The 22,325-nt window shown below is 62.3% G+C and carries 19 protein-coding genes; 9 read left to right on the top strand and 10 right to left on the bottom strand.

Annotated features, from left to right (window positions below; translation table 11 throughout):
* Window positions 1–2: 2 nt before the first annotated feature.
* The 4 genes from CMV14_RS07220 to CMV14_RS07205 form a co-directional block, all read right to left on the bottom strand.
* Window positions 3–1,754: a gamma-glutamyltransferase family protein gene (locus tag CMV14_RS07220; protein ID WP_066960522.1), complete on the bottom strand. Its 1,752-nt coding sequence runs from the start codon at window positions 1,752–1,754 to the stop codon at window positions 3–5.
* The gene (locus CMV14_RS07215; RefSeq protein ID WP_066960525.1) at window positions 1,751–2,692 is read right to left on the bottom strand and encodes an electron transfer flavoprotein subunit alpha/FixB family protein; all 942 of its coding nucleotides are present in this window, start codon (window positions 2,690–2,692) and stop codon (window positions 1,751–1,753) included. Before CMV14_RS07215 ends, CMV14_RS07220 begins: the two co-directional genes overlap by 4 nt.
* The gene (locus CMV14_RS07210) at window positions 2,692–3,444 is read right to left on the bottom strand and encodes an electron transfer flavoprotein subunit beta/FixA family protein (protein WP_066960528.1); all 753 of its coding nucleotides are present in this window, start codon (window positions 3,442–3,444) and stop codon (window positions 2,692–2,694) included. The genes CMV14_RS07215 and CMV14_RS07210 overlap by 1 nt, the downstream gene beginning before the upstream one ends.
* Before the next feature lie 87 nt (window positions 3,445–3,531).
* The gene (locus CMV14_RS07205; protein ID WP_083215708.1) at window positions 3,532–4,302 is read right to left on the bottom strand and encodes a class II aldolase/adducin family protein; all 771 of its coding nucleotides are present in this window, start codon (window positions 4,300–4,302) and stop codon (window positions 3,532–3,534) included.
* 219 nt (window positions 4,303–4,521) lie between these two features.
* On the opposite strand from CMV14_RS07205, the gene CMV14_RS07200 reads away from it, so the two are divergent.
* From CMV14_RS07200 to CMV14_RS07170, 7 genes are all read left to right on the top strand, one after another.
* The gene (locus CMV14_RS07200) at window positions 4,522–5,412 is read left to right on the top strand and encodes a LysR family transcriptional regulator (protein ID WP_066960531.1); all 891 of its coding nucleotides are present in this window, start codon (window positions 4,522–4,524) and stop codon (window positions 5,410–5,412) included.
* 397 nt (window positions 5,413–5,809) lie between these two features.
* Window positions 5,810–6,883: a LysR family transcriptional regulator gene (locus CMV14_RS07195; protein ID WP_176489005.1), complete on the top strand. Its 1,074-nt coding sequence runs from the start codon at window positions 5,810–5,812 to the stop codon at window positions 6,881–6,883.
* A 322-nt stretch (window positions 6,884–7,205) separates the two neighbouring features.
* Window positions 7,206–7,931, top strand: coding sequence for an enoyl-CoA hydratase-related protein (locus CMV14_RS07190; RefSeq protein WP_238147220.1), 726 nt, complete (start codon window positions 7,206–7,208; stop codon window positions 7,929–7,931).
* A 113-nt stretch (window positions 7,932–8,044) separates the two neighbouring features.
* Window positions 8,045–8,986, top strand: a complete 942-nt coding sequence (locus tag CMV14_RS07185) for an NAD(P)H-dependent flavin oxidoreductase (protein WP_202820886.1) — start codon at window positions 8,045–8,047, stop codon at window positions 8,984–8,986.
* Window positions 8,987–9,111: 125 nt separating this feature from the next.
* A complete protein-coding gene (locus CMV14_RS07180) occupies window positions 9,112–10,791 on the top strand; it encodes a class I adenylate-forming enzyme family protein (protein WP_176489006.1) in 1,680 nt (559 codons plus the stop codon).
* 149 nt (window positions 10,792–10,940) lie between these two features.
* On the top strand, window positions 10,941–12,194 hold the full coding sequence (locus CMV14_RS07175) for an MFS transporter (RefSeq protein ID WP_066960543.1): 1,254 nt from the start codon (window positions 10,941–10,943) through the stop codon (window positions 12,192–12,194).
* A gap of 64 nt (window positions 12,195–12,258) precedes the next feature.
* Complete coding sequence (locus CMV14_RS07170) at window positions 12,259–13,059, top strand: crotonase/enoyl-CoA hydratase family protein (protein ID WP_066960544.1); 801 nt, start codon at window positions 12,259–12,261, stop codon at window positions 13,057–13,059.
* 142 nt (window positions 13,060–13,201) lie between these two features.
* Here CMV14_RS07170 and CMV14_RS07165 read toward each other — a convergent pair whose 3' ends face one another.
* The gene (locus CMV14_RS07165) at window positions 13,202–13,501 is read right to left on the bottom strand and encodes a hypothetical protein (protein ID WP_066960546.1); all 300 of its coding nucleotides are present in this window, start codon (window positions 13,499–13,501) and stop codon (window positions 13,202–13,204) included.
* 1,252 nt (window positions 13,502–14,753) lie between these two features.
* On the opposite strand from CMV14_RS07165, the gene CMV14_RS07160 reads away from it, so the two are divergent.
* Together CMV14_RS07160 and CMV14_RS07155 are read left to right on the top strand one after the other, a co-directional pair.
* Window positions 14,754–15,677, top strand: coding sequence for a hypothetical protein (locus tag CMV14_RS07160; protein WP_066960553.1), 924 nt, complete (start codon window positions 14,754–14,756; stop codon window positions 15,675–15,677).
* Between the two features lie 62 nt (window positions 15,678–15,739).
* A complete protein-coding gene (locus tag CMV14_RS07155) occupies window positions 15,740–17,203 on the top strand; it encodes a DNA modification methylase (RefSeq protein ID WP_066960556.1) in 1,464 nt (487 codons plus the stop codon).
* 27 nt (window positions 17,204–17,230) lie between these two features.
* Here the strand turns inward: CMV14_RS07155 and CMV14_RS07150 are convergent, their stop codons facing one another.
* Genes CMV14_RS07150 through CMV14_RS07130 form a run of 5 tightly spaced genes read right to left on the bottom strand, consistent with a single transcriptional unit; the run spans window position 17,231 to window position 22,302 of the window.
* Window positions 17,231–17,659 (bottom strand): hypothetical protein, encoded by a 429-nt coding sequence (locus CMV14_RS07150; RefSeq protein ID WP_066960560.1) that lies wholly within the window; start codon window positions 17,657–17,659, stop codon window positions 17,231–17,233.
* Complete coding sequence (locus CMV14_RS07145) at window positions 17,656–18,840, bottom strand: hypothetical protein (protein ID WP_066960563.1); 1,185 nt, start codon at window positions 18,838–18,840, stop codon at window positions 17,656–17,658. The genes CMV14_RS07150 and CMV14_RS07145 overlap by 4 nt, the downstream gene beginning before the upstream one ends.
* On the bottom strand, window positions 18,837–20,168 hold the full coding sequence (locus CMV14_RS07140) for a glycosyltransferase (RefSeq protein ID WP_176489007.1): 1,332 nt from the start codon (window positions 20,166–20,168) through the stop codon (window positions 18,837–18,839). Before CMV14_RS07140 ends, CMV14_RS07145 begins: the two co-directional genes overlap by 4 nt.
* A gap of 58 nt (window positions 20,169–20,226) precedes the next feature.
* Window positions 20,227–20,730: a hypothetical protein gene (locus CMV14_RS27690; protein WP_456291215.1), complete on the bottom strand. Its 504-nt coding sequence runs from the start codon at window positions 20,728–20,730 to the stop codon at window positions 20,227–20,229.
* Window positions 20,731–20,733: 3 nt separating this feature from the next.
* A complete protein-coding gene (locus tag CMV14_RS07130) occupies window positions 20,734–22,302 on the bottom strand; it encodes a fatty acyl-CoA synthetase (RefSeq protein ID WP_066960574.1) in 1,569 nt (522 codons plus the stop codon).
* Window positions 22,303–22,325 lie beyond the last annotated feature (23 nt).

Raw genomic sequence — 22,325 nt, 5'->3', positions numbered from 1 at the left:
TGTCACCGCCCGATCGCATAGGCCGGTCTCCGCGGATCAGCTGCCGCCTCAAGCACTCCGGAAGGAGACTTCCGTGCGAAGCAGACGGCTCCCGCGCGCCATGCGAAATCCGGCCAGCCGACGACGTCGTGGCCGAGCTTGGCGAGTTCGCCCATCCGTTCGTCGCCGAACCGCGCCTCCACGTTGAGGCGCCCGGGATTATAGGCATGGGGCTCGAAGGAATCGGGGAAGCTGTACGTCGCGAAACGCGGTGCCTCCACCGCCTGCTGGGGCGACATCCCGAACAATTCGATGTTCAACCATACCTGCACCAGGGCTTGCAGCTGTACATCGCCGCCCGGTGTCCCGAACGCACCGACGCCGCCCTCGTCCGTCCTGAACAGGAAAGCTGCGGGGGTCAGCCTCGGGCGCTTCCCCGGCGCCACGCTCGACGGATGGGCGGGATCGGCCCAGGACTGGCTCCCCCTTGAGGACGGGCAAAGGCCCGTGCCGGGAATCACCGGCGTATCGGTCGAAACGTCGCTGGGCGTGCATGAGAATACATTGCCCTTGCCGTCGATGACGGCCACGTAGGACGTATCGAGGGCAGGCAGCGCAGGCGGACGTTCGATCGATCCCGCCGCTTCCATCCGCGGCCCCTGCCCCGCCCTGCCCGGAGCGGGCATCTCGGGAGCGGCCCTTGTCGGCGAGACCAGCCTGCGGCGCCCGGCGCAATAGGCGGCGCTCAACAGTTCGTCGAGAGGCACGTCCTCGAACCGGGGATCGCCGAAATAGTGATGCCGATCGGCGAAGCAGAGCTTGATGACCTCGGTGATCGTGTGGACATAGGCCGTGCTGTTATGGCCGAGCGCGGCCAGATCGATGCCCTCAAGCGTGGTCAGTATCTGCAGCAGGCTCGGGCCCTGTGACCATGCGCCGCAGGAATAGATTGTCGAGGATCCGAATTTCTTCGACAGCGCCGTTTCCGTCTCGACCCGGAAGCCGGCAAGGTCCTCCATGGTGAGTAGCCCACCATTGGCCTCGTGATAGGCGACGATGGTGCGGGCGATGTCCCCCCGGTAAAAGGCGTCGCGAGCGGCATCCAGGCCAGCCACGCGGCCCCGGCCCGATGCGGCCGCCTCGCAATCCACCATATATTGCAGGCTCGCGGCGAGATCGGCCTGGACGAAGAGGTCGCCGACCTTCGGTGGAGCACCGTTCGGCAGGTAGATCTTTGCCGAACTCGGCCATTGCGCCAGGGTTTCCGCGAAGGTTTCCAGCAGATTGGCCTGGAACGGGTACATCACATAGCCATCGCGGGCGAAGCGGATCGCACTGCGCGCCACCTCTCCGAAGCTCATCGTGCCGAATTGGGCGAGCGCCGTCAGGCACGCATCGGGCGCCGCAGGAACCACCGTCCTGAGGATGCCCTCGGGAATCCTCCCGCCATGCTCCCGAACGAACAGGTCGGGGGAGACGGCCCGAGGCCACCACCCCAGCCCGCTGATGGTGAGCACTTCATCCCGCTCGGCCAGATAGACGGCGATCGGTGCCACGCCGGCGACGTTCACCATCTCGCTCTGCACGACCCCCATCACCAGGACCGCGCAGACACCGGCATCGACCGCGTTGCCGCCCGCTTCGAGGATCGAATAGGCGGCCTGAGAGGCGAGATAGTGGCCGGCGGTGACGACATGTTCGCGGCCGGAGATCGTCGGCCGCAGGGAGGGAATGCCCTGCGCGGCAGCAAGGCCGGTGAGAGAGTCGATGCTCACGTCAGATCTCCGAACTGCTGCATGAACTCCGGCACCGCAGTCTTGTAATCGGCGACCAACCCATAGTCGGCGACCTGGAAGATCGGTGCGTCGGGATCCTTGTTGATCGCCACGATCACCTTGGAGTCCTTCATGCCGGCCAGGTGCTGGATGGCACCGGAGATGCCGACCGCGATGTAGAGTTCGGGGGCCACCACCTTGCCCGTCTGGCCAACCTGGCAGTCGTTCGCGGCATAACCCGCATCGACGGCGGCGCGGCTCGCACCCACGGCAGCACCCAGTTTGTCCGCGAGCGCCTCGATGACCGCCCGGAATTCCTCCGGCGATCCGAGGGCGCGCCCCCCGGACACCACCACCCTCGCACTGGCGAGATCCGGACGGGAAGATTTGACCGCCTCCTCGCTGACGAAGCGGGACCGCGCGGGGGCGACGGGAGCCTCGACGGCCTCGATCGCGGCCGATCCGCCCTCGCTTGTCGCAGCGAAGGCGGTCGGACGGACGGTGATGATCTTTGTCGCATCCGAGGCTTGCACTGTCTCCAGCGCATTGCCCGCGTAGATCGGCCGGACGAAGGTGTCCGCGTCGAGGATGTCGACCACATCGGAGATCAGGGCGACATCCAGCTTGGCCGCAATGCGCGGGCTCACATTCTTCCCCTGGGCGGTCGCGGGGGTGAGCACTGCATCATATCCCCCGGCGAGAGGCACCACGAGCGCTTCGAACGCCTCGGCTAGGCCCTGCCCGAGCTCCGCGCTCTCGGCCATAATCACCTTGCGGACGCCGGCCAGGCCAGCAGCTTCCGAAGCGATATCCGCCACACCGGCACCCGCCACGAGCAGGTCGACGGAGTCCGAAAGTGCCCGAGCGGCCGTCACCGTCTTGTGGGTGGTATTTCTGAGCGACTGGTTGTCGTGGTCGGCGATGACGAGGACGGCCATTACAGGACTCCCGCTTCATTCTTGAGCTTCGAGACGAGTTCGGCCGTGGTCCCGACCGTGATGCCACCGGCGCGGACCGGCGGCTCGGTGACCCTCAGCACCTTCAGGCGCGGAGAGGCATCGACACCAAGAGTGTCCAGCGCCCTCATCTGGAGCGGTTTCTGCTTGGCCTTCATGATGTTGGGCAGAGATGCATAGCGCGGCTCGTTGAGGCGCAGGTCGGCCGTTACGACGGCCGGCAATTCCAGTTCGACGGTCTGCAGTCCACCATCGACCTCGCGGGTAACCGTGGCAGATCCCCCGGCTATTGCCAGGCTGCTCGCGAAGGTAGCCTGCGGCCAATCGAGAAGCGCCGCCAGCATCTGGCCGGTCGCAGCATTGTCACCATCGATGGCCTGTTTGCCCAGCACCACCAGATCCGGCTTCTCCTCGGCGATCAGCCCCCGCAGCACCTTGGCCACGGCGAGCGGTTCGAGATCGCAATCACCAGCGTCGATCAATATTGCTCGGTCGGCACCCATCGCCAGCGCGGTTCGCAGCGTCTCCTGAGCCTGTACGGGACCGATGGACACGGCCACGATGTCGGTCGCGACGCCCGCCTCCTTGAGACGAACCGCTTCCTCGACGGCAATCTCGTCAAAGGGGTTCATCGACATCTTGACGTTGGAACGGTCGACCCCGGAACCATCGGGCTTCACGCGTGCCTTGACGTTGTAATCCATCGCTCGCTTCACCGCGACCATTACCCGCATTTTCCACTCCATGGTCGATCAATTCGACATTGAGAATCCGCGCCGAGCTGACAGCCTCGTTCGCCGCATTCTTTAAGTTTGCGCTGCCTAATCCGCGTAACCGGGGTTCTCGCGGTCGAGCTTGCGAAGGAGGGCCGGCCAGTTGCGCTCCGCCGAAGCCGCCATCATCTCCCGGGTGAACCTGCGATCCGCGTCGGCCGCCACTTGGGGATCGGGGAGGTGCAACGGACGTCCCATCGACAGCGCCGCCACCTGCGCGGAACAGGCGGTCTCCAGATTGGCGATCGCCCGGAAGGCTTCCCTGACCGAGCGGCCAACCGCGAGCGTCCCGTGGTTCCTCAGGAACATGAGGTTCTTCTCGCCCAGATCACTCTGAAGTCGCGCGCGTTCCTCCAGATTCGTGGCCACGCCTTCATATTCGTGGAACGCGATCTCGCTCATGATCAGGATCGCGGGCTGCGTGAGCGGCAGCAGCCCCTCCTCGATCGCCGAGATCGCCATACCGTCGCGGGTATGCAGGTGGATCACGCATCCGGCATCCTCCCGCGCCATGTGGATCGCGCTGTGGATGACGAAGCCCGCCGGATTGACGGGATAGGGAGAGGGCTCGATGATGTCCCCGGCGAGGTTCACCTTGACCAGGCTCGACGCCGTGATCTCCTCGAAGAACATGCCATAGGGATTGATCAGGAACGCGTCGCTCTCGCCCGGCAGCCGCGCCGAGATATGGGTTCCCGTGAAATCATCCCAGCCGTAGAGCGCAACGAGCCGATAGCACGCCGCCAGGTCGCGACGAATTGCGCGCTCCTCCGGGGTCCAGGTCTCGCCCGCATGTCCATCCATCTGCGCCGTTGCCATGCTCGATCGTATGAATTGAATAGGCCGCGTTGTTGCCGCGTGAGCCCGGACCCTGCTGGCGGGACCGCGTTGTGAGAAGTGCTTCCTTCCCGAAATTCACGCCATATTCGCAGCAATCCAGGCCCGCCCGAACCGGGCTTCCGGCCCGCCGCGCGATTGACCGAAGAACGGAAACGGCCCACAACCGGCCACTTCAAGTCAAGCGGGCCGGTGGCGTACATGGATGTCGATCTCGCGCGCGCAGTGCGCTTCTTCTACGTGGCGGAAGGGACGTCGTTCATCCGGGCGGCCCAGAAACTGCACGTCGATCCGACATGGCTGTCGCGTCAGATCCAGCAGCTGGAAACTCAGCTGGGCTGCCGCCTGCTGAAGCGAACCACCAGGAACGTCACGCTGACGCCGGAGGGGCAGCAGCTCTTCAGCGCCGTGAAGCAGCTGGCGAACGCTGCGAACCAGGCGCAAGCGGTGGCTTATGCTCTGGAGCAGAAAAAGAGCCTTCAACTCACCGTGGGGATCAGCAGTTCCACATTCTGGATCCCGGTCAGACAGGCGTTACTCACGTCGTTCCGATCGCGGCATCCGAACATGGTCATCTCCACCACGGCCAAGACCAGCACCGAACTGTTCGACGATCTGATGCAGGGAGCGGTCGATATCGCCATCATCGGCGCCGTCAAACCCATGGATGAGTTCGACCGCACCGTAATCTACCGGAACAGCCCCTTCCTGCTCATACCCAGGGAGTCCCCGCTGGCCGACAAGCCGACGATAACGATGTCGGATTTCCGCGATCTCGATGTCGTCTTCCCCGTCATAGACAATAATTTCTCGTTCGAACTGATCTACCAGCCTTTCCTGAACGCCGGAGCGCGACCTCACTGGTCACCCGAAGGCGTCTATGCCGCCATGTATTTCGCGGCATCCAGACGGATGGGGATGATCGCCTGGGGTTTCGAGCATGTGATCAGCGACTCCCTCGTGCTCAGGGAAATCTCCGACTGCACGGCGATGATGGAGGTGGTCGCCCTGAAGAACAAGGATGACGAACGGCGGGCCGTTCGGACATTCTGGTCCACCGCGCAGAACGTCGAAAATATTCGAAAAGGTTAAGTCGGCGTCCGAAATCGTTCCTTGGGGCTCTCTCCCCTCTTTTTTGATGACCAGGCGCCTCGCAAAAACCCGCCCGCCGACTTCGCTGATAACGAAGATCGCTGCGTACGGGAGTGTCGATCAACCGTAAAAACTCATATGTACTGGGGTCGATAGTAGGCGTATTGTATCATTCTCCGAAGTACTCGTGCCGAAATATTGGATTTCGCTGACCATCCCGGCCATCGAGCGAACCGCAGTTTCTTTCGAGCATGGCCATCTACTAGGAAGGCGCTTGCGCCCCGCGCGCCTGGTGCGGTAGGAATGGTGCGGAAAAGGATGGTTGGCGCTTGAAGCGCATTGATGTCCTTCGCAAAATGCCCGAGCTTCGGCAACATCCGTGATGGCGCACGTGGGAATGCCAGCACCGGTCGATGTGCATGAACGTCAACTAAGGAGGAGGCCATTCCGGCTCGAGACGCGGCGATCAGCCAGAATCGCGTCCGAGTGGGGATCCGCAGAACAACGAATGAGGATGGACCAAGACCTTAGGCGGCTCGTGCAATTCTACCACGTCGCTCGTGCCAAATCCCTGCCGGCGGCGGCTTTCAAGCTGGGCGTCGAGCCGACATGGCTCTCGCGGCAGATCAAGCAGCTGGAATCGCATCTGGGCTTCCTTTTGTTCGACCGGTCCGACCGCAATGCGACGCTCACTCCCGAAGGCGCGGAATTCTTCGAGAGCGTGAAGGAAATCGCCGATGCCGCGAGACGCGTCGAGTCGGTCGCCCGGTCGCTCGGGGCGGGGAAGAACGAGCTCCTGTTCGGATTGGCGGACTCGTCCTTCTGGCTGCCGGCGAGGAAGGCCCTTCTCGAGGCGGTGTCGAAGTGTCACCCGGAAATCGTCCTCAAGACCGTCGTCAGCGACACCACGGAGCTGATGAACCAGCTAAGGGACAGGGAAATCGACATGTGCCTCGTCGGCCGTCTCCACGACATGGAGCGTTACGACTTCCTGACGATCCACAATGGCTCTCCCCGCCTGCTGGTCCCCGAGGAATCCCCTCTGGCGAAAAAGCCCCAGCTATCCATGGCAGACATAAGCGAGCTGGACGTCGCCATTCCCCTGATCGACAACGACTATTCATTCGAGACCATCTACGGTCCGTTTCTGGGCGCCGGCGCGAGGCCCCATTGGGTTTCGGAAGGCCCGCTCGCGGCCTTCCACTTCGCCTTGGCGAACCGTATCTGCCTTGTTGCTTGGGGATTCGAGGACAGCGTCAACAGCTCGCTTCTTCCCAAGGAAGTGATCGACAGCGACGCCAGGGTGGAGGTCGTGGTCGCGATGAACGCCGACGACGACCGGGAAGCCGTCCGGAAGGTGTGGCAGGATGTCGTCGCCATCGCAGCAAAAGCCGGCCAGCATTCCCCGGATACCCATGCTCGCAGGAAACGCACGACGGCCCCCGGGTCGAGCATCTCCGGCGTGAACTGACGCGCTGGGCGGGCAGCGGCGTCCCCAGAACGGCAGTAGTGCGGACGCCGCCGATATCCTGACGGATTCGCAGTAGTTGGCCCAACAGCGGTGTGAAATACCGAGCCGGTCCGTCGGGTGCCGATGAGGCGCATCCGCGAGCCCCGCAGATGAGCCTGATCCAGCCGGCGAATGGTGGCCACGTACCGCAGCCATCTGCGGGGCCGAGATTGTCTTAAGCTGAGCTCTGGGGGCCAGGATTTTGGAACTATATTCTGAATATAAGGCGCTTCAGATCGAGAAGCGTCGCGCGGTTATGGTGATTACTCTTCATAACCCCCCGATGAACGCCAGCTTCCCCGCAATGCACTTGGAGCTTTCCCACATCTTCTCGACGATCAACCGGGATCCCGACGTCAAGGTGGTCGTCCTGACGGGGGCCGGGGATCGCGCATTCTCCGCCGGCGGAGATGTCAAGAACATGCTGCGGAGGCTGACGACTGCGGACCACGCGGCCTGGCTGCGCGGGATGCGGGAGGCGAAGGACCTCGTATATTCGATCCTCCGTCTGGAGAAACCGCTGATCACCCGCGTCAACGGGCACGCCATGGGGCTCGGCGCGACGCTCGCGGTGCTCGGCGACTTCTCCTACATGATCGAGACCGCCCAGATCGCCGACACCCATGTGAAGGTGGGCCTTACCGCCGGCGATGGCGGCTCGATGATGTGGCCCCTTTTGATGGGCTTCATGAAGGCGAAGCAATATCTGCTCACGGGCGACCCGCTAAGCGGCAAGGAAGCTGCCGAACTCGGCCTGATCACCGGGTCCGCGGCGACGATGCAGGAGTTGGACGAACTCTGCTTCGGTATGGCCGATCGGCTTGCAGGTGGTGCGACGCTCGCCGTGAACGCCACCAAGGCGAGCATCAACATGCTTCTCAGGCGCCTGCTGGAAGGCGTGATCGAGGCCCATCTCGGCGCCGAGACCCTCACTTATCTGTCCAAGGATCATCTCGAGGCCGCCAAGGCCTTCAATGAAAAACGGACACCGGATTTCAAGGGCGAATAGCGACGTCCGCCGCACAGGACTGCCGATTGGAGACCCGAGCTCCAACGAAACGGAAATTCTTGGAGGAGAAGCTTCGGATGCTAGCGACTGGCGCACTTTCTCGAGTGCCGCACATGGACACGCTCCAATTGCCGGTGCTGGCCGCGCCGATGTTCATCGTGTCGGGTCCCGAGCTGGTGATCGCGCAATGCCGGGCTGGCGTCATCGGCTCGTTCCCGGCACTCAACGCCCGACCCATGGAGGTTCTGGACGATTGGCTGGCCCAGATATGCGAAGAAGTCTCGCTTCCCGGCGGACGGCGTCCGTTCGCGGTCAACCAGATCGTCCACAAGAGCAACAATCGCCTCGAACATGATGTCGAGCTCTGCGTGAAGTACAAGGTACCGATCGTCATCACGTCGCTGGGATCGCGACGCGACGTCAACGAGGCGATCACGGGATATGGCGGCATCGTCCTTCACGACGTCATCAACGACCGTTTCGCACACAAGGCGATAGAGAATGGGGCCACCGGCCTCATAGCGGTCGCGGCCGGGGCAGGCGGCCACGCCGGCACGCTCTCCCCGTTCGCGTTGCTCCGCGAGATCCGGAAATGGTTCGACGGCCCCCTCGTCCTTTCGGGAGCGATCACGCATGGAGCATCGATCCTCGCGGCTCAGGCTGCCGGCGCGGACCTTGCTTATGTGGGATCTGCGTTCATCGCGACAGAGGAGGCCACCGCCGCGGCCGGTTACAAGCAGATGATCGTCGACAGCTCGGCGGCGGACATCCTGTACACCAACGCCATCACCGGCGTCCACGGCAACTACCTGATCCCTTCGCTCGTCCGGGCCGGTTTCGATCCGGCGAACATGCCGGTGGGAAACCCCAAGGAGATGAATTTCCAGAGCGGCGGGAACATGGAAGCCAAAGCCTGGCGGGATATCTGGGGGTGCGGCCAGGGCCTCGGCGTCATCGACGAAGTGAAGTCCACCGCAAGCCTCGTCCAGCGGCTGGTGGACGAATATGGCGCCGCCCGGGAAGATCTCAGGCGTTCCGCCTACGCCAACGGCTGAGGCAAGCGGCGCGGCCCTCGAAAGCCGCAGCCCTGTCCAGGGATTGCAAATCGGACCGGCATCGCCCGGCCGCGGATCGGGAGCGAACGATGTTCCCCGGCCGCAAGAAGTGAATGGGAGAGATCGTGGAACGCGACTATGAGTTGGACTTCGGGAGGTTCGGCCTCGCTGCGCCGGTCTCCCGTCCCAGTATCCCCTTCGGCGCACAGACCATCGCCGACGTGCTGGAGCAGCCTCTCAGGGAGCGGCCAGATAGCGAAGCGTTGGTCGATCGCAACAGTCGGTACAGCTATGCCGAACTCGATGGGGCGGTGAACGCGGCCTGTCAGGCCCTTATGGGCTTCGGCATCCGGGCCGGCGATCGCATCGCGGCATCCTCCTTCAACAGTGCTGACCTCATCATAGCCTTCCTCGCCTCGCAGCGCCTGGGGGCCATCTGGATCGGCATGAACCGCGTGCTGGCACCGCGAGAGAAACTGTACCTGCTTCTCGACTGCGAGGCGTCGCTGCTGCTGATCGACGACGAGAATCTGTCGGGGCTCGTGTCCTCGCTCCAGGATGCGGACTTCAAGCCGCGTATCGTGCGGATGAACGGGACCTTGCAGGATGACGAATGGCGCGTGGCGGTGCGCGAGGCCGCCGGCGCGCCACGCGCCGACGTGGCCATCGATCCGCATGCCCCTGCGCTGATTTCCTACACCAGCGGCACGACGGGCCGGCCGAAGGGCGCGGTGCACAGCCAGCACAACGTGGCCGTCGTCGCGGCGGCCTGGGTCGCCAGGGGAGACTGGGACGTGGGTCTGCGCCGCGGCTGCGCACAGGCCTTCACGATCAACAACATCATGATCCGGGCCGGGGTGCTGGCATTCGCCGGCGGGGGAACCCTGATCTGCATGGATCGGACCGACCCCGAGGGTGTTGCGGACTGGGTGGAGAAAGAGAGCATAGAAGTGCTCTTCGCCGTGCCGACGATGCTGCATGACCTTTTGATGGATCCGCGGGTCAGCAACCGGCGGCTGCCGTCTCTCGTGCGACCGCTGACCGGCGGAGCGAGTCTGCCCGATAATGTACGGCGCGCCTTCAGGGAGCGGTTCGGCTCGGAGGTGCAACTCGTCTACGGCCTGACCGAAGCGCCGACCTCTGTCGCGCAAACGGACCCCACGGAGCCCTTTGTACCAGGTTCGAGCGGCCGGGCCTTCCCCCACCTGGAGATCGGCATCCTCGACGAAGAGCAGAAAATGGTCGCCTTGGGAGAAGCAGGCGAAGTGGCGATCAGGGCCAGCCGAACCGGAGCATGGGCGGGGGTATATACACCCCTGCTAGGCTACTGGCGCCGGCCCGAGGCAACGGCGCAGGCCCTGAAGAACGGTTGGCTGCTGACGGGGGACGTCGGCCGGCTGGACGAGGAAGGGCGGTTGTACATCCTCGACCGACGCAACGACATGATCATCCGGGGGGGAGCCAACATCTATCCGGCCGAGGTCGAACGTACGATGGAAGAGCATCCCCACGTGGCCGCGGCCGCCGTTGTGGGCCTTCCCGACGACAGGCTGGGCCAGGTGGTCGCCGCGGTGGTCCAACCGGCACGCGACGAACCAGACCTGGCGGAAATCGATGCATGGCTCAGGACGCAGCTCGCCGGCTACAAGGTGCCGAAATATTACTATGTCGCCGATGCGATGCCGCGAAACGCCATGAACAAGATCGTGAAGCCCACCCTGCGGGACTGGATCGGCAGCGGTGAACTCAGGCTGGCACTCGAAACCAGCCGTCGGAAACCGCCGACCACGCAGGTCCCCGGCTGATGTCGCGATGCCCCATCGGTTCGTCATACGCTCACATGATATGAGGCTCCATAGCTGATGGTTTGCTTGCGTCAGTCCCGAATGGTCGACCGCCTCGATGAGCAGCGGGCCGCGCACGCTGTGTCGGTTCGTTCCGGCCGCGCCCGCCGATGAACTCGCTGACCCTGGGAGCTGCGGAGCGGCGCGAATGGTCCGTCGGCTGGAAGATTCCGCTCATCGCCGCGATCGGCATGGGCATGTCGGCAAGTCCGAATCTGACCTTGGGCGCCCTCATGACCGCCATCCAGGACGACACCGGCTGGTCCCGGCTGCAGATCTCGTCCGGGGCCGCCATCATGAGCGTCATCATCGTTACGCTGGCCCCGTTGATGGGGCATGCCGTCGATCGCTTCGGATCCCGCAGGATCGCCCTGCCCGGGCTGGTCATGTTCTGCCTCGCGCTAGCGTCACTGGCCATCGCCGGCGCCAGTAAATGGACGTGGTGGGCCGGTTGGACCTTCCTCGCCGTCGCGGCTCTGTTCATAAAGTCGACGGTCTGGACGGCAGCCGTCATCAGCCGCTTCGACCAAAGCCGCGGTCTGGCTATCGCGGTCACGCTTTCTGGAACGGGCTTGGCCTCCTTCTGTCTTCCGTTCATCCTCACACTGCTGCAGCAATCGTTCGGCTGGCGGGGTGCCTACATTGGCTTGGCTGCGATCTTCGCACTGCTCTCCCTCCCCGCCTGGTTCTTCTTCTTCGATGCGTCCGATCAGCGTCGACGCGACAAGGCGGAAGCGATTACAATCGACCGTTCCAAGTTACCCGGCCTAACCCCTAGAGAAATCTTCCGGTCGCGCAGGTTCGCCCAGATGGCCCTGGCTTGCCTGCTGGTCGGGATCGCGATCAGTTCCCTCACTGTCCACTTCATTCCCATCCTCAGGGGCAAGGGAGCCTCGCCGCTGACCGCAGCCGGGATAGCCTCGGTCATCGGGCTCGCCACGATAGTCGGGCGCCTGGTGACAGGCTGGCTGCTGGACCGGTTCAATGGTCCTCTGATAGGGCTGATTGCGCTCGCCCTCCCAGCTGTGGGTTGTGCCTTGCTGCTCGCCGATGCGGGGCTGAGCTTCGCGTTCGTCGTGGCGGTACTGATCGGCTTCTCGGCTGGTGCCGAGTTCGACGTGATCGCCTATCTCGCAGCCCGCTACTTCGGCGTTCGACACTATGGACTGGTCTTCGGCACCGTCGTCGGCCTGCTGAGCTGCGGGGCGGGGCTCGGTCCAATGTTCGGAGCCCAGATGTTCGACCATTTCGGAGACTACTCGAACCTCCTCCTGATAGTGGGTACCACCTTCGCCCTGTCGGGGGTGCTGATCGGCACCCTGGGCGCCTACCCGACTCTTGCCGCCCCGGAACCCTCGCCGTGACAGCGCCGGCCCTCCAGCGGGTCCATCTGGTCACTCGGCAGCGGTCCATTCGCAGGAGCTGCTAATGAACGACCGTATTACCGTCGACATTCGGGCGGGCGTCGCCGATGTCCGCTTGAATCGGCCCGACAAGCTGAACGCGTTGGACGACGCAATGTTCGATGCGGTCATCCGGACAGGTGAGCGGCTGGCCCAGGAGAAGACCGTTCGCGCGGTCGTCCTCTCAGGCGAAGGACGGGCGTTCTGCGCCGGCCTGGACATGAGCAACTTCACGGACATGGCAGGCGACGAGCCACCGAGTGACCGCCTGTTCGGCAAGACACGCAGCTCCAGCGGGGCGAACCGCGCCCAGCAGATGGCGATGACGTGGCGCGATCTTCCCATGCCCGTTATCGCCTCGATCCACGGCGCTGCGTTTGGCGGCGGCCTGCAGATCGCGTTGGGCTGCGACATCCGCTTCGCGACGCCCGACGCCCGATTGTCCGTGATGGAGATCCGCTGGGGCCTGATTCCCGACATGGGCGGCATGGCGCTGTTGAGGAACCTCGTCCGCGATGACGTCGCGCGCGAGCTGACCTGGACCGGCCGGCAGGTCTCGGGGGAGGAGGCGGCCGGTCTCGGCTTGGTCACCCGCCTGTCGGCAAATCCCCACGAAGCCGCGATGGCGTTGGCGACGGAGATCGCCGCAAAGAGCCCGAATGCTGTTCGCAGCGGGAAGCGGCTGCTCAACCTTGCCGCCGACGGCGATCAGCGCAACATATTGCTGCTCGAAACAGAAGAGCAGCTCACATTGATGGGAAGGGCGAATCAGAGGGAAGCCCTCCAAGCGAATCTGGAGAAGCGCGAACCATCGTTCAGAGACTGAGGTGTATGCTGCTGCTCCTATCGGTACGATGCACTGAACTGCTGCCGGTTTGATGGACACCGAGATCAGCTCATACCGAATCTGAATCAGAGTTCAGTGCATTATGGAAGCATGCAGCTGCTCTTCGCCCCATAGCACACTGTCATCCCGCGTTCGCAATGTGTCGGAGCAACCATTCGATCAGCCATGCCACGCCGTTGAGGGCGACCAGGGCGAGCACAGACAGCGCTATCTGGATCGACAAGTCAGCCCAATTGAACTTGCCCCAGTTTAGCAGCACGGAAAGGGAAATCAGCAGCAGGCATATGATCGAAATGACCGCAGAAACTCGCCGGATAAACCTAGCACCCGCCAATCCTATCAATCGGCGACGCCGCTCATTCGTCTCGCGAATGCGACGCTTACGGCTATGCTCTCGCAACCATTGCTGCTCTTGGTTCATCTGACGAACCTATTACAGTAGCGATCGGCGGTCTATGAATAGACCATTCCATTTATAGGTTCACCACCTGGTAGGCCGCAGTGCAAGAGTTCCATCCAATTGGATGGATTACTCCATGCCCTGGATGACATGGGTACGCCAAGGTGCCGCGATCTCGCCTGCCGACGAATCCAACAATGGCCTCAACTATCCTCCGCTCGCTCCTTGCCACGCAAAGTGACGAAGGCTCGGGCAACCAGAGCTGCGCAGCAAACCCGCAGCTTGATGCGCATCGCATCGGCCGACCACCAAAATCGCGCTTACAGAAAGTCGAGCAATTTCAACGCATCAAGGCCACGCGAAAGCGTCTCACGGCTCGGCGGCAGATGCTGTAATCACCGCCAAAGCGGGGACAATTCCGGCACCACAGAAATGAAGTTAGTTATTGATATGGCGGGATAAAAAAATGGTGCGCCAGCGGGTCTAGACCAAGGTCGTCTCAGGTGCGAGTTTCACCCGTTCCCTCCCGTCACTTCCGATAAATCTGATTTTCTTCGCGATTCGGTGCCCCAACCTTGAACACAGCCGCAGTTTTCGGGCACTTTTAGCGCCCTCACCCGTCCCCGATGCACGGGTGGTGTCACGGGTGAGGTACGGGTGGTCCGCGGGAGCTATGGGGACTGCACGGCACCGTCGATGGAGCAGCACGGGGACGTGCCCTTCGAAGATTTTCGAAAGCTCAGTTGACAAGGTTGGGGAGCAGGATGTCTATTAGGAGGCGCTGACAGGTGGCATCACAGGTCAGCTTACGTGCGGGGCGTACTTGGTTGGAAAAGTGTCCCCGCACGGGAGTAGATTAGCCGCGAGGCGAGTCTAAATAATAATGGCGGGAGGCGCCTGACGAGCGCCCTTAGACATACCCGGCCCTCCGTCTGTGGCAGCGTCCAACCTCGCCTCAGACAGCTAACCCAACATTTGGGCGCAGCCCTCGCGCGTCGAGGACCTGTGCAGAGCAGGGGGCGTTATGTCTCGTCGGCGATCGACGCATGATACCAGTTTTCACGGCGGTCCAGAGGATCTGGGCGGCCATTTCCGGGGTAAGCCGCCAGGCGATAAGAACCCGAAGCGAAGCACGCTATTTTCCAGCACCAACCAACCAAAGCGTAGGCGGAAGCCACCGGCTGACTACGGTTGGACGGCTTGGAATGCAGTAGATCCTGCGCAGCGGCCCAAATCACTCCCCATCACCGATTTCGCGGAACTCGGCGCAGACATGCTCGAGGAACTGGTGCCCTATAAAGAGGGCGGTCGAGTGATCCAGGTTCCCTGCGTCTACGCTGCGATACAGCAGGGCAAGAAGCATTTGTTTGCGGGAAGCCGGCGGGATTGGACCGAGACAATGAGGCTGCTGACCTCGATCGGGGCGTTTGAGCGCCTAAATCAACGCCAGCACAGGCGGGCCACGGAAATCGAACGGCTCAATAGCGAGGCGTGGAATCAACGGTCTTGGGCTCTTAAATCGATGATTATCAGGGCTCTGAATGGCGAGGAGCCCGACGATGGCGTGGATCTGGAAGAGCTCATCGGCGTGCCCATGTTCAAGGGAGAAGAGGATCGATTGCTCGCCGAGCTTCAGCTGGAATATGCGGAGCTCAAGGAATCCAAGGCTCAAGAATCGACCAAGAACGCTGGTCAAAACGCCTATTACACATCGTCGCCCGGGCCAGCTGAGCCAGAGGAGTACCCGATAGACGACGAGGCGCAATCCATAGAAGGCGCAGATTCGGAGACTGGTGACAACGAGTTGAACGCCTGTGATCCGCATGATCCCCTTGATCCCGCGCATGGTCAGATCGGCACACCATCCCCCAATGTCGAATCTACAAACCCGCCCACACAAGACGTCGACGCGGAGAACGCACAAGCCGGCGCGATTCCGGTGGACGGCAGCGACAGCATAGCGCCGGGAAGCACTCCGACCGACCCGCTGGAGAAACCGAATTGCGCGGCAGATACCGAACATCCCTATCCCGGTGTTGGCCCGCCTCCGTCCTTTTCGGCCAAGAACAGTGGTCAAAAACCTTCAGCTGAAGGACTCAAAAAGGGCGAGAGGCTCTGCTGGATCGAAAAGGGTCCAGCGGATCAGGAGATCCGCAACAAGGGCGGGTGGCAGTACGGCGCCAAGCCGAAGAAATAGCACTGCCGCCTTCATCCACCATTTCTCAGGTCGCCAGCTCAAGGCGACCCAAAGGACCGATCATGGCAACTCAAGTGAAACAGGATTTTCAGCCAAGCCTGAAGCAGCAGATTTTGGCGCGGGAACGCGCGCGTCGTAAAGGCCGCTCTGACGAAGTGAGCCTGACCGCGATTTCACACCCCGTGCGAAACGACCTGACACCCGAGCTCAAGCTTGTCACGCGCCGGCTCGCTGATCTGAAGCTCCGTGAAAAGCGGCCGCGAAAGGTGAATCCAGATCAACTCGAGCGTGTGATCGCGTCGATCCAGGTTCTGGGTTTCCTGGCGCCCTTGCTGATCAATGCCAAAGGCGAAATCATCAATGGCGCCATCGTGGCTGAAGCCGCCAGGCGGCTCGGGCTGGAAGAGGTTCAATGCCTCGTTGTGGAGCATCTTTCCCCGGAAGAAGAGCGGCTTGCGCACGTCACGCTGAACAACCTTCCCGTGCTCGGGAAGTTCGAGCTGGAGGAGTTGGCAACGGAACTGCAGGAGTTGGAGGCCTTTGGCCTTGACCTCAGCATAACCGGTTTCGATGCCAGCCAGCTCGACCTGATCCTCGGCACGGTCGTTGACGAGGCGCTGGTCAGCGACGTCATACCACCGGTTCCGTTCGTCCCGGTATCCCGTCCTGGCGATCTCTGGATCCTCGGCGACCACGTGCAATATTGCGGCGATGCTCGGGAAGCGTCCAGCTACCTGCTTCTGCTCGCCGGTGAGGTGATCAACTGCGTATTCTCGGACCCACCGTATAATATCAAGATCGATGGGGTGGTAAGCGGTCTCGGCAAGGTGAAGCATAGCGATTTCGCCATGGGCTGCGGCGAAATGTCGGACGACGGGTTCACCACCTTCTTGAGCACCTATCTCACGCGATGCCGCGAGCATTGCGCCGAGGGAGCCGTTATGTTCGCCTGCATGGACTGGCGGCAGATCGACTTGCTGCTCTTGGCCGGCCGCAACGCCGGCCTTGAGCGCATCAACAAGGTGGTCTGGTTCAAAGGGTCGGGCGGCATGGGCGGGCTATATCGTTCGGCCTATGAGGAGATCGCCGTGTTCTGCACGGCCAAGTCCCCTGGCACAAACAATGTCCTGCTTGGTCGCGGCGGACGCGACCGGATGAACGTCTGGGAATATCCGGGCGCCAACCGCATCGGATCGTCAGCGGGCAAGGCTCTGAAGGACCATCCGACGCCCAAGCCGGTTGAGTTGGTCGCCGACGCCCTGCTCGACGTGACGAAGCGGGGCGACATCGTGTTCGACCCGTTCATGGGCTCGGGCACGACGCTCATGGCCTGTGAAAAGGAAAAGCGGCGCTGTCGTGGTATCGAGCTCGACCCCGCCTATGTTGATGTCACCATCCGGCGCTGGCAGGACGCGACCGGCAAGGTGGCCATTCACGCCAATGAGCGGATGACCTTCGAGCAGCTCGCGATCGCGCGGGCGCAGGAGAGCGAGGAGAGCAAGTCCAGCGGGGATGCTCCCGCATAACGGTAGCCCCTCCAATGACGACGGTCGTCAACTGCCAAGGAGGAAGCCGTCGGCGGGCCGGCCGGCGGCTTCGTCCTGCAGATAGGATCTGATCCACTCCCCGTGAATGACGAGCCGCTCGGCCCATGCCCGTCCGCCATCGACGAGCAGCGGCGCGACATGCGGTCTTTCACCACTGACGTCGACCAGCACCATGTCGCGCCATCCGGTGGTGCGGCACCCGAGCAGCGCCGCCAGGTCGAGCGCATAGATGCGGGCGAATTTCGACGGTACGTGCGCCGCCAGCGCATCGATCGAAAGCCGCCCGTCGCTTTCGATCGATCCCATCGGGATCGGCAAGCCACCTGCCGGGTGAAACATCTCGATATCGACGCGGGTCCTGACCAGCCCATAGACGCCCGTTGGTGCCAGACTCTCCAGCATCGCGTTGATCGCTGCCCGCTCCGCCTTTTTCATGCCGCATGCTCCGATTGCTTGCTCACCTCGGCGAGTAGCGACTGCATGGCATCGGCCCAGGCCTCGGCATGCTCGGGCAATAGCTGGGAGACCAGCGGCGCCGAGCTGCCATTGGTGGTGACGGCGAGGCCATCGCTCCCCGAGAGCTGGCCCCCGATCAGGTCGGCCAGGCGCCGTGTGTAGCGCCGGGCAATATTCGCGGGAACGGTGGTCGCGACGGCATCGGTCCAGAGTTTGCCGGTCTTGTCGATAAAGCCCAGGCTGATCGGCTTGTGGCCGTCGGGATGGTTGGCTTTGATGCCGAGCGTCGCCCGCTGGTCGGGATAGACGCCCAGCGGTTCGACCTTCTTGATGAAGGCCTGGATGGCATTGGGAAGGGCGGGGTCGCGCTTGGCCAGCTCCTCGTAGAACATCTCGGCGCTGAGGCTATGCGGCTTGGTGGCCGCCTTGCCCGGTGCCGATGGCAGGATCTTGGGCACTCCGCCTTCGATGACGACGATGCCGCGCTCGATGAGCACGGTCTGGGCGAGCGTGTCGGGCACAACGACGATGTCGCCGGTGCGCTCGTCCCGCCAGCAGCCAAGCTCGACCAGCGCGAAGGTGAAGTGTGCCCCGGCATGGCTCTGGAGCAGGCCGACCAGCGATTCCGTTTCCTCGCGGATGCCTTCAGCCACCGCCATGACCAGCATTCGGCCCTGTTTCAGGTTGCGGGCGATGGCGTCGATGAACTCGGGCTCGTCATAGGCATCGGGATGATCGGCGACCAGCGCATGGAGCGAGGGCGCCTTCAGCTTGCAGCCGTGGAGGATCATCGCCTCGAAGGCGGGATAGTCGAGCCGGGTCAGCGCCGCCACATAGTCGAGCGCCTGCGCCACCACCTTGCGGCGCAGCTCCGCGTTCCGCCACAGCTTGGCTTCGACCAGGATGATCTCACCCGTAGGTGTGAGGAACAGATTGTCGATGAAGCCAGCAGCGCACGGCATCTCGCAGGCGATGGCGATGGGATCGCCGAAGGCCGGCTCGATCATATGAATGGGCAGCGCCGATGGGTGATCGTGCATCAGCTTCTGGAGCCAGGCTTCGCTATGGACGCCACCGAGGGTGATACGCTCCAGCCGGTTCTCGCCATCGGCGGTGACGACAACCGGCGTCCCGCGGCATCTGCGCTTGGGGCCTCTCATCGGACCGACCCCGCGATGTAAGCGGAGCTCGTTACCAAGGCCTGGCAATCGTCAGCCATAGGAGAGCCATCAGCCATTGCCGATGGCCGATCGGGCAGGGCCTTCGCAGCGCCAAGGCCCTGCAGCATGACGCAGCGGTGCTGCTCGGCGGTGGCTGCCCAGTCATAACGTAGCGAATAGTGCCGGATATAGCTGCGGTCCCACGAATGTCGCATGACAGATCGGATACCGTCCGCGATGGCACCGCCTGATCGCTCTTTGAACAGGAGCCCGATTTTGGGGTCAGCGACGATCTCGGGCGATCCCCAGACCGGGGTTGCGGCGACCGGCGTCCCACAAGCTAGGGCTTCCAACAGAACGTTGGAGATACCCTCATATTCCGAGCAGCTAACCAAAAGATCGGCAGCACCCATCAGCAGGGCCAGATGGGGCTGGTCGACCGAACCGATGAAGCGCACCCTGTCGGTAGCGCCGAGGTCGCTCGCCAGCGCCCGCAGCCTGTCGCGTTCGGGGCCGTCGCCGACGATGAGGAGATCGACGTCGGGGATCTCAGTCAAGGCGCGGATTGCGAGATGCTGACCCTTGTTCTGGGACAGATGGCCGACTGAGATCATGGTGAAGCGCTTCAGGCCAAAGGTCTGGCGCAGGGCATCCCTGTCATGGGGAGGGCTGAACAGCTCGAGATCGACGCCGTGCTGCACGACGGTCAGCTTCTCGGGCGCAATGCCGCAGCCAATGAGTTGATCGATCAGCGCGTGGCAGACGGCGGTGACCGCGATGGCGCGGCGGGCTGCCCAGCAGATGAGGGCGCCTGGGATGGGCTGCCTGGCGATCTGGGTGGCGTCGGTGCCCAAGGCTGTGAGCATGACCGGTTTTCTGAGCCACACGCCCAGCAGACATGCGGCGACTCCATCCGGATAGAGATAATAGGCGTCGATGACATCGGGCTCGAAGCCAGATCGCTTCATGTCTCTTATAGCTTTTAGAGCCGACAGAGCGATGCTGAGCGGGGTGATCCACATGCTGATCTTGGGCAGCATCGGATAGCGAATGAAGCGGGCGGGGATGCCGCTCGTGTCGTCATCGCGCGGGGTCTGCGCCAGCTTGGCGTATTGGCCGAAGATCCGCGCTGTGGAAGGGAACCATGGGACAGGCGCTATCAGGCGCATCTCCACGCCTGGCAAGCGGGAGAGGTGCTGCAGCCGATGTTTAAGGAAGACGCCGTTGCCTGGTCGAGACGGGCTTGGAAAAAGATTGGTCAGCGCCAGGATTTTGAGCGGTGCGCCCCTGCGCTGAGCGGAAGCTGTTGCCGCCGTCGGTCCAACCATATGACGTCGTCCCCCGTTACCGGAGCGACGCCTTCGGCCTTGGCTTATCTCGTCGCGCCTATGTCCTCTCGAGGCGACGCACCGTGAGAGAATATCGCCTATGAGTGACATAGCCAATGCTCGGAAATCGGCGCCAGTCAACCAGATTGTCACTGATCGTCTGTAGATCGATCGTCGACAGGCGTGTCTTTAAGCTGCTGTGGATATATGCAAGCGCCTCGGGCAGAACGTCCGCGCCCTCCGCGAGGAGAAGGGCTGGAGCCAAGAGGCTTTCGCCCATGAGGCCGATATTCACCGCACCTATATCAGCGACATTGAACGCGGGGCGCGGAATCCGACGGTGATGATATTGGAAAAGCTGGCCAAACCGCTCGGCGTACCGGCCGCTCGGCTCATTGAGTAGCTTTTGAAGGCTCAATCTTTCGTAGGATTGCGTTGGCGCACCAGACATGATTGGGTCATTCAATGGCCAGCTTGCGTAGCCGATAGGAATAGCGCCCTGCCCTAAATTCGGAGGTCCCTTCTCGTGATGATCACCACGGAATGCGGCATTCACCTTCATCGGCTACCGTAAATAGCTTTCCCGCAACTCGCGCTTCAATATTTTCCCACTTGCATTTTTAGGCAAGCGATCTACCAAGTATATAGTTTTAGGCTGCTTGTAAGACGCGAGCCTCGGCCGGCAGTGATCGGCAAGTTCTTTTGCCCCGATCACAGCATTCTCTCGCAAAACCACGGCTGCGGTAACAGCTTCAATCCACTTGTCATCGGGCAGGCCGAAGACAGCAACCTCGGCAACGGCGGGGTGAGCGAAGATGACTTCTTCGACCTCGCGGCTTGCCACATTCTCACCACCCGACTTGATCATATCCTTCTTTCGATCGACGATATAGAGATATCCATCCTCGTCAAAGCGGCCCAAATCGCCGCTGTGGAACCAGCCACCTTTAAACGCTTCGGCTGTCTTTTCATCATCGCGATAATAGCCAAGCATTGCCTGTGGACTGCGATGCACGATCTCGCCCACCAGGCCAACAGCGACAGGGCGATCATGCTCGTCAACCACACGGGTTTCGACATTGAGCACGGGACGGCCGGCAGAGCCTAGCTTCGCGAATTGTTCTTGGGGCTTCAATATTGCCGCGACGGGCGCCAATTCGGTCTGACCATATAAGTTCCAGAGACGCACTGTCGGCAACCTTCGGGACAACTCCTCGATCACGGCTACCGGCATGATAGACGCCCCATAATAGCCCTTGGTGAGACTCGACAGATCGCGACGCTCGAAGTCGGGATGGCGCAGCAGCGATATCCACACCGTCGGCGGACAGAACAGCTTGGTCACACGTTCGCGCTCGATCGCTTCCAGCATCCGAGCAGGATCAGGCGTGCGCATGAGGATGCTTTTCGCACCGATGTATAAATCTACGGTAAGGAAGCAATCTAGCTGAGCGCAATGATAGAGCGGCAAGCAGTGAAGCTCTACATCTTCAGCATCCATGCCGCCATCGACGATGCAGCTCAGATATTGCGCGAACAGCGCTCGCGAACTGAGCAGAGCACCTTTAGGTCGCGACTCCGTGCCACTGGTGTACATGAGCTGGACAGGATCGTCTTCATCGCGGATTACAGCCGGCGCGCCTCCGCTTGGGCGCGACAGCCAATCCTCGACGGAGATCCACCTGGCCGGAATTTGATTGCCAGCCGACGGGATATAGGCCCTTACCACCCGCGGGTCGGAGAGTAGCCTGAGGGCTTCCTCGACCACGCCGCACAGCGCATCCTCAGCTATGACCACGGAAGGGCCGGCATGATCGAGAATATAAGCGACCTCATCGGCGTTGAGCATGAAATTGATCGGCGTGAAGATCGCGCCCGCACGTATGATCGCGAAACGGAGGATGATGAAATGGCGATTGTTACGTGAAAACAGTGCAACGCGGTCGCCCGTCTCGACGCCGGCCGCCCGCAGTGCACTGGCGGCCCGGCTAACCAGATCATCGAGATCGGCGAAACTGTCTTCCTGTTCTTCGAAACATAGCGCGATTCTGCCGGGATTCCGCGCCGCTTGCAGGCGCAGGATATCGCTGATGCTACGGGCTCGTGCCCGACCCACGACAGGCGAATCAATCATCCGATCATCCTTGGAAGACTATA

It is taken from the genome of Rhizorhabdus dicambivorans (genome assembly GCF_002355275.1).
In the GTDB taxonomy this organism is placed as follows: Bacteria; Pseudomonadota; Alphaproteobacteria; order Sphingomonadales; family Sphingomonadaceae; genus Rhizorhabdus; species Rhizorhabdus dicambivorans.
The sequence above is the reverse complement of the archived record's forward strand: the minus strand, read 5'-3'. Positions and strand labels throughout refer to the sequence as shown.